This is a genomic window from Candidatus Enterococcus avicola, assembly GCF_047470845.1.
In the GTDB taxonomy this organism is placed as follows: domain Bacteria; phylum Bacillota; class Bacilli; order Lactobacillales; family Enterococcaceae; genus Enterococcus_D; species Enterococcus_D casseliflavus.
Genome location: NZ_JBLGTY010000015.1, coordinates 85,405 through 92,480, shown reverse-complemented (window position 1 = coordinate 92,480; position 7,076 = coordinate 85,405). Strand labels below are relative to the sequence as shown.

Genomic DNA, 7,076 nt, shown 5'->3' with positions numbered 1-7,076 from the left:
ATTGGTTCGTTTGCTTGCTTTGTTCAGTTTTCAAAGGTCTACCGTGCTGTGTTAGCAACTTTTATATCATATCAGAGTGACATTTAATTGTCAACTCTTTTTTAAAAGTTTTTTTCGCTCGTTGTTTTTCAACTTCGTAGCGGCTGCCTCAGCGACTTAATTAGAATAACAAATTACTTGTTATTTGTCAACAACTTTTTTCAATTAATTTTGTTGATGTATCAACATTGATTAACTGTTTTATTATTGCGACTTCGTTATAATATCATCTGTTGCATTTTTGGTCAAGTCTTTTTTTGAAGTTTTTTCAACTGTTGTTTTGACCCGCTGGCTCAATTGCCAACGTTGACTAATTTACCATTCTTCTTGACTCAGGTCAAGGAAATATTTCATTTTATTTACAAAAAGTTTTCAATAAAAAAAGACCGTCGTAACGGTCTTCAGTTTTTTCGCTAATATTCAGGTGCTAAAAGAACGGAACGCCTTCAATCTCGTAGTCTTCAATGATCTTACGAAAGATATTGGGCTCTTCCCACGCATACCCTTCTGGCAGCTGTTGCGTTTGTCCTGCTTCTTGTGTTTCAAAAACAAATAAAGGAATGTTTTGCGTATCAATATTGCCATTTGTGAGTTCAACGAGTTCGATCGCTGTCACATCAAGGTGGATACGGTCTTTAAACAATTGTAAGATCGTAGCCAAGCCGGTTTTATCTTCAGAAAAATCCGTTGACGCTAATTCCGCAGTGCCTTCGTGTATTTGCATCAAAAATCGTTTCGAACCATTTGCTAAGTGCATCATAACTGTACCCGCTACTTTTTTGGATCCCAAAATACCCACCTCAGTTATTCATCTGTTTGTAAACTAATTTTAGCACATTTTCAGAAAATATGCACGATTATCTGCTGCTGTTTTCTTTTTCTAACATTTCTTTGGCCTCTTTCACCCACACTGGTAAAGCTTCTCCAATCGTACGAAAACCGATCCGCTTATTCTTATTTGTAAAGTAGCGTTTACGCTTAAAGGGTGGCTGAACAAAACTCGTTTCCAATGTACGGCGGGATAAACTGATCTTTTGGCTGTATTCGTCAATATCAATGATTTGTACACGGATCTTTTGCCCGATCTGTAAGACTTCATGGATATTTTTGGTAAACCCAGATTGGATCTCTGAAACATGGATCAATCCTTGTGTTTCCTTATCTAACGAAACAAATGCACCATAGGGTTGAATCCCAGTGACTGTTCCTTCTATAATGTTCCCGATTTGATAATTCATAGTCTTTCCTCTCTTTTCCACTTTCATTATACTTGAACTAGTGGTAGATTTGAAGCATCAGAAACAACGTTGCACAATATAGGAGGGAAACGCATGATCAATTTTGACAAAGTTCATCCACGCTTAAATACCAATAGCGTCAAATGGGATACCATTGCAAAAACCTATAAGGAAGAAAACTTGTTGCCGCTTTGGGTAGCCGACATGGATTTTCTGGCACCAGAACCTGTGAAAAAAGCGTTAGAAAAAGCAGTTGCCCAAGGGATCTATGGGTACTCCACTATCCCTGATTCGCTGCTTGAATCCATCATCGATTGGCAGCAAAGACGTCATGGTTATACCATCAATAAGGAAGCGATCCTTTTTAACAGCGGTGTGGTCCCTAGTATTGCACTGGCGATCCAAAGTTATACGCAAGAAGGAGATGCCGTATTGATCCACGATCCGGTCTACCATCCCTTTGCCCATGTTGTCAAAAACAATCAGCGGACCTTAATTCAAGAACCGTTACTAGAAAAAGAGGGCCACTTCGTCATCGATTTTGAGGCGATGGAACAAACCATCATCGAAAAGAAGGTAAAATTGTTTCTTCTATGTAATCCTCATAATCCTGGCGGTCGCGTGTGGTCAAAAGAAGAACTGCTGACGATCGGCCGTATTTGTCAAAAGCACCAGGTGATCGTTGTCAGTGATGAGATCCATCAAGACATCGTTTTTGCACCAAATCAATTTGTCTCTTTCCAAACAGTCGAGCCAAGCTTTGCCGATTTTTCGATCATCTTGACCTCAGCAACCAAGACCTTTAATTTAGCTGGGATCAAAAATTCGATGGTATTCATCAAAGACAAAACCTTGCGCAGCCAATTTGCAAAAACACAAGAACGCAACGTTCAAGGGGAAATTAATACGTTTGGGGTGGTCGCTACTGAAGCAGCGTATCGTGAATCTGAAGCATGGTTAGAAGAACTTTTGTCCTATTTAGAAGCAAATCGCACCTTTGTCTGCGACTTTTTGACTGAACAACTCCCAGCAGTGACCTTTCAAAAACCCGAAGGTACTTACTTGATCTGGCTGGATTTTTCTGCCTATGGCCTAACGGACAATCAGCTGCAGCGCAAACTGATCAAAGAAGCCAATGTCGTATTGAATCAAGGAAGTATCTTTGGTCCTCGCGGCAGTCACCATATGCGGCTGAACTTTGCCTGTCCTAAAGAGCTATTAGAAAAAGCACTCAATCAAATCGCCGCCGCGTTTAAAGACCAACCGATCGGTTAACTCTTTCTTATGAAAAAAAGAACCCTAAAGCTGCCATTTCAACGACCTCCTTGAGGATGACCGTTGAAACTGCTTTTGGGTTCTTTTGTTTTATTCGCTGATTTCGATCGTTTCGATCACTACATCATGCACTGGACGATCTTGTGGTCCTCGTTGCACGCCAGCGATTTCATCAACGACTGACATTCCTTCGATCACATGACCGAAGACTGTGTGACGGAAATCTAACCAAGGAGTACCACCTGCTTGATACGCTTCGATGATTTCAGCTGGATAACCAGCACCTTCTAATTGACCTAACATGTTGCTAGGAACATTTTGATTGTTTACGATGAAAAACTGGCTGCCGTTAGTATTCGGACCAGCGTTTGCCATGGATAAAGCGCCACGAAGATTGAACAATTCTTTTGAAAATTCATCTTCAAAGCTGCCACCATAGATGCTTTCGCCGCCCATCCCTGTACCAGTTGGATCGCCGCCTTGAATCATAAAATCAGGAATGACACGGTGGAAGATGATCCCATCGTAATACCCTTTTTTCGCTAATTCAACGAAGTTTTTCACTGTTTTTGGTGCCAATTCTGGGAACAATTGTACAACTACATCCCCACGATTGGTTTTGATGACTGCTTTATGGCCAGTTTGTTTTTCTAATGCTAACTGTGGAAATTCAGACACATTAACTCCTCCTTCTCTCTCATAAATCCATGATAGCAGAAAATTGAAAAAATGCTAGTTTGGATAATTTTTGCTATAATGAAGCTATTCGTACAATACGAACACGCTTCACCCCAACGTGGTTAGAAAAGAGGAATAACATGGATATTTTTGATATAACGATTATCGGCGCGGGACCTAGCGGGATGTTTTCTGCTTTCTATGCCGGTATGCGTAACGCCAAAACCAAGATCATCGACAGCTTGCCGCAATTAGGCGGTCAGCTTGCTACTTTATACCCAGAAAAATATATCTACGATATCCCAGGTTATCCGAAAATCAAAGCGGGCGATCTTGTCCAAAACCTGGAAAAACAGTTGACGACCTTCAATCACCAATATTGTTTAGAAGAAACCGTCTTGTCGGTCGAAAAACAAGAAGACTATATCGAAGTCACCACCGACAAAGGAATCCATTACTCGAAAGCCGTGATTTTGGCTTTAGGAAACGGCTCCTTTCAGCCGCGCAAACTGACTTTGCCAGAAAGCGAGCGGTTTGAAGGATACGGCTTAGACTATTTTGTCACCGATTTGATGAAGTATGCTGGACGCAAAGTAGCGATTGCCGGTGGCGGCGATTCTGCCATCGATTGGGCATTGATGCTAGAGCCGATCGCTAGTGAAGTCTACTTGATCCATCGCCGTCCTGAATTTCGTGCCCATGAACATAGCGTCAGCAAATTACAGGCTTCTGCCGTCAACATTTTGACTCCTTATGTGATCCAAGAGATCCAAGGAGAGCAACGTTTGACTGGTGTCTCGTTGCAGCAAGTCAAAGGTGATGAAACAGTCAGCCTTTCATTGGATGCTTTGATCGTCAATTACGGTTTTTCTTCCACATTGAACATCAAGGATTGGGGCATGAAAAGCAGCCGCCAAGGAGTCTTCGTCTCTTCAGATATGAGTACGTCTGTTCCTGGGATCTATGGCTGTGGGGATGTCGTTTTATACGATGGAAAAGTCGACCTGATCGCTACTGGTTTCGGGGAAGCCCCAACTGCGGTGAACAATGCGCTCCACTACATTGATCCCAAAACGCGGACACAACCTGCCCATAGTACAAGTCTTTTTAAGGAGTAGCTGAGATGAAACAAGCTGGTCAACGTCAACTTGCCACCTATACTCTCCCTTTACAGGGAGAGACCCTCACTGAGCAAATGGTTCAGTATCTGGAAGCCTTCGATCATGCCGAAACGGCGGTCCACAATCTAGCCGTTGCCCAAGAAGCCAAACGATTGGCAGAACGGTTTCAAGTCAATGCGGAGAAAGCTTACTTGGCAGCACTGCTGCACGATGTCAGCGTCGTCATCCCTAATGACCAGCGAATCGCCTTGCAGATAGCAGTAGGCGAACCGATCTTAGATGCGGAGCGGCAAGCACCTTTTTTGCTGCATCAGCAGCAATCCGCTTCGTTGGCAAAAACGGTTTTTCAGGTGTCTGATCCAGACATTCTGTCCGCCATCAGCTGTCATACCACCTTAAAGGCCCATTATCGTCGTCTCGATCTAGTTGTTTTTTTAGCCGACAAAATCAAATGGGATCGCAAAGATCAAGCGCCTTTCTTAACCGGCTTATTAGACCGCCTCGATGATTCCTTGGAAGCCGCCGCTGGGTATTATATGGACTGGCTTTTTGCTGGTGACTTGGTGGTCCCCCATCCTTGGGCAGTGGCAGCCAAAGCAGAACTAGCCAACACCTGTGCTTCAGTGGATGTCAGAAGGGATTAACACCCAAATGGCATGGCCTGCAACTGGAATAGGCCACTACTTATGATCGCAATCCATCAGTCGCATGTTGACTTTTGAATAAACTATTTTTACATGGAGGGGAACTATATGGTATTAGAAAGCAAAACACTTGAAGACAAAGCAAGAGAATTGTTAGCCGACCGCGGTGTCTCGCTGCAAGACATTGGCGAATTGGTGATGTTCTTGCAAAAAGACTACATTGAAGGCATCACCTTGGAGATGTGTATCGAAAGCGTCAACGCTGTCTTAAGCAAGCGGGAAGTCCACAATACGATTTTAACGGGTGTCCAATTGGATATTTTGGCAGAAGAAAATCAACTGCTGCATCCACTGCAAGAAATCGTTAAAGAAGACGAAGGGCTTTATGGGATCGATGAGATCCTCGCTCTATCCATCGTCAACGTGTACGGCTCGATCGGCTTTACTAACTACGGATACATTGATAAAGTCAAACCGGGTATTTTGAAAGAACTGAACAAGCATGACGGTCCCCGCGTTCACACCTTTTTAGATGATATCGTAGGTGCCATCGCAGCTTCTGCCGCAAGTCGCTTAGCCCATCAACACCCAAGTAAATCTCATTACATTACACAATAAAAAAAAGACCGACGATTCGCCTCCCTCAAAGGAAGGGGATCGTTGGCCTTTTTTTCATTATGCTGTTTTTTTCAAGCCTCGTTTGCCCCACCAATAGAAGGCAAAAAAGAAGACTTCAATCAAGACGAAAAAGAGAATAAAGCAATGCATGAAAAACGTTTCTGGCAGCACGTTGATGATCGGATCGGTGGCTGGATTAAAGAGCCAATCGTCGTTACTGAAGAAAATCTCATGGAACGTAACGAAAAAGCGGTCAAAGCCGACAGCCATCAAAAACCCGAAAATCAGCGGTAAAATCATTCCCCATTGAAAGGGACGAATCAAGCGCCATTGCTGTTGTTTTTGCCGTAACCGATTGACGAACCAGATACTGGGCAGCAAAGTGACGATCATCACGGCATAATTTAATAGAAACAACTGTTTCACATCGTAAAAATGCCCAGCGCCAGCTTCAGACATTGGAAAATCTGGCAAGGCGAGCGTACTTGCAAAGGGATTGTTTAGAAAATCTAACAATAAGCCATAGTTCTTCAACAACTCTTCTCTTGATAGCGAGGTATAATCCAGCAGATTCAAGTGATCGACATCAAACCAATATAACGGTCGAAAATTGATCGTTAGGGTGATCGCCAGACTGACCAAAAACAAAAACAAGCAGACAAATCCTAAGCGTTCAAGCCACACTTGTTTTTTCATTGTTCAAAATCCCACTCATCTAAAGAATCAACCACATAGGTTGGTGCTACTGGTAATGTCGGAACTGCCGCTTTCGGGGTAAAGCCAGATAATACGAGCAAAGAATCGATCCCGTTTTGGATCCCCGAGCGAATATCGGTTTCGTAATTGTCCCCCACCATCAAGACCTCTTCTTTTGATAAGCCGATGTGTGCCACCGCTTTTTCCATAATGATGGCTTCTGGTTTGCCAATAAAGATCGGTTGCGTTTGGGTGGCAGTCTCCACCATTGCGATCAGTGAACCTGCACCAGGTAATAAACCTCTTTCCGTCGGGATATTTTTGTCTGGATTGGTCCCGATAAAGGTTGCTCCTTTTTGGATCGCTAACGTTGCTAAAACAAATTTTTCATACGTCACGTGGTTGTCTAAGCCAACCACGACATAATCCGGGTTGGTTTCCTCCCACTCAAACCCAGCAGCTAAGATCAAATCGATCAACCCCGCTTCGCCAATCACAAATACTTTGCGGCCTTTGCCATGATCTTTCATAAAATCGATTGTCGCCAAGCTTGCGGTATAGATCGTTTCTGGTGCCACATGGATCGAAAATTCATCCGCTAATCGCTGCGCCACGACTTCGGGACTGCGGGTCGTATTATTGGTCACAAATAAATAGGGCAGTCCTTTTTCTTGTAAGGACTCTACGAAGCGTTTCCCAGCAGGGATCGGCGCTTTTCCTAAATAAATCGTGCCGTCTAAATCAATCAAATAGCCTTTATATTTCAT

The 7,076-nt window shown here is 43.3% G+C and carries 9 protein-coding genes; 4 read left to right on the top strand and 5 right to left on the bottom strand.

Annotated elements, in window-relative coordinates; genetic code table 11:
- Positions 1 to 466 precede the first annotated feature (466 nt).
- Entirely contained in the window at positions 467 to 829 is a 363-nt protein-coding gene (locus ACI3E5_RS12690; protein ID WP_005227664.1) for a hypothetical protein, read from the bottom strand.
- A 67-nt stretch (positions 830 to 896) separates the two neighbouring features.
- Complete coding sequence (locus tag ACI3E5_RS12685) at positions 897 to 1,277, bottom strand: CvfD/Ygs/GSP13 family RNA-binding post-transcriptional regulator (protein ID WP_005227662.1); 381 nt, start codon at positions 1,275 to 1,277, stop codon at positions 897 to 899.
- Positions 1,278 to 1,370: 93 nt separating this feature from the next.
- Here ACI3E5_RS12685 and ACI3E5_RS12680 point away from each other — a divergent pair, with 93 nt between their 5' ends.
- Entirely contained in the window at positions 1,371 to 2,552 is a 1,182-nt protein-coding gene (locus ACI3E5_RS12680; protein WP_208770116.1) for a MalY/PatB family protein, read from the top strand.
- 90 nt (positions 2,553 to 2,642) lie between these two features.
- Here the strand turns inward: ACI3E5_RS12680 and ACI3E5_RS12675 are convergent, their stop codons facing one another.
- The gene (locus ACI3E5_RS12675) at positions 2,643 to 3,230 is read right to left on the bottom strand and encodes a peptidylprolyl isomerase (RefSeq protein ID WP_005227659.1); all 588 of its coding nucleotides are present in this window, start codon (positions 3,228 to 3,230) and stop codon (positions 2,643 to 2,645) included.
- A 140-nt stretch (positions 3,231 to 3,370) separates the two neighbouring features.
- On the opposite strand from ACI3E5_RS12675, the gene ACI3E5_RS12670 reads away from it, so the two are divergent.
- From ACI3E5_RS12670 to ACI3E5_RS12660, 3 genes are all read left to right on the top strand, one after another.
- Entirely contained in the window at positions 3,371 to 4,348 is a 978-nt protein-coding gene (locus ACI3E5_RS12670) for an NAD(P)/FAD-dependent oxidoreductase (RefSeq protein WP_010748839.1), read from the top strand.
- Between the two features lie 5 nt (positions 4,349 to 4,353).
- Positions 4,354 to 4,995 carry a bis(5'-nucleosyl)-tetraphosphatase (symmetrical) YqeK gene (yqeK, locus tag ACI3E5_RS12665; protein WP_096742253.1) on the top strand — a complete coding sequence of 214 codons (642 nt, stop codon included), beginning with the start codon at positions 4,354 to 4,356 and terminating at the stop codon, positions 4,993 to 4,995.
- Positions 4,996 to 5,103: 108 nt separating this feature from the next.
- Positions 5,104 to 5,613 (top strand): phosphatidylglycerophosphatase A family protein, encoded by a 510-nt coding sequence (locus ACI3E5_RS12660; protein ID WP_005227653.1) that lies wholly within the window; start codon positions 5,104 to 5,106, stop codon positions 5,611 to 5,613.
- A 57-nt stretch (positions 5,614 to 5,670) separates the two neighbouring features.
- Here ACI3E5_RS12660 and ACI3E5_RS12655 read toward each other — a convergent pair whose 3' ends face one another.
- Both ACI3E5_RS12655 and ACI3E5_RS12650 read right to left on the bottom strand, forming a co-directional pair.
- Positions 5,671 to 6,309: a TIGR01906 family membrane protein gene (locus ACI3E5_RS12655; protein WP_015509030.1), complete on the bottom strand. Its 639-nt coding sequence runs from the start codon at positions 6,307 to 6,309 to the stop codon at positions 5,671 to 5,673.
- Positions 6,306 to 7,076 carry a TIGR01457 family HAD-type hydrolase gene (locus ACI3E5_RS12650; RefSeq protein WP_010748835.1) on the bottom strand — a complete coding sequence of 257 codons (771 nt, stop codon included), beginning with the start codon at positions 7,074 to 7,076 and terminating at the stop codon, positions 6,306 to 6,308. Before ACI3E5_RS12650 ends, ACI3E5_RS12655 begins: the two co-directional genes overlap by 4 nt.

Bases quoted from the DNA above. Each gene is read 5' to 3' on its own strand.
- ACI3E5_RS12685 (WP_005227662.1), bottom strand. From the start codon at position 1,277: ATGAATTATCAAATCGGGAACATTATAGAAGGAACAGTCACTGGGATT.
- ACI3E5_RS12680 (WP_208770116.1), top strand. From the start codon at position 1,371: ATGATCAATTTTGACAAAGTTCATCCACGCTTAAATACCAATAGCGTC.
- ACI3E5_RS12670 (WP_010748839.1), top strand. From the start codon at position 3,371: ATGGATATTTTTGATATAACGATTATCGGCGCGGGACCTAGCGGGATG.
- yqeK (WP_096742253.1), top strand. From the start codon at position 4,354: ATGAAACAAGCTGGTCAACGTCAACTTGCCACCTATACTCTCCCTTTA.
- ACI3E5_RS12660 (WP_005227653.1), top strand. From the start codon at position 5,104: ATGGTATTAGAAAGCAAAACACTTGAAGACAAAGCAAGAGAATTGTTA.
- ACI3E5_RS12655 (WP_015509030.1), bottom strand. From the start codon at position 6,309: ATGAAAAAACAAGTGTGGCTTGAACGCTTAGGATTTGTCTGCTTGTTT.
- ACI3E5_RS12650 (WP_010748835.1), bottom strand. From the start codon at position 7,076: ATGAAATATAAAGGCTATTTGATTGATTTAGACGGCACGATTTATTTA.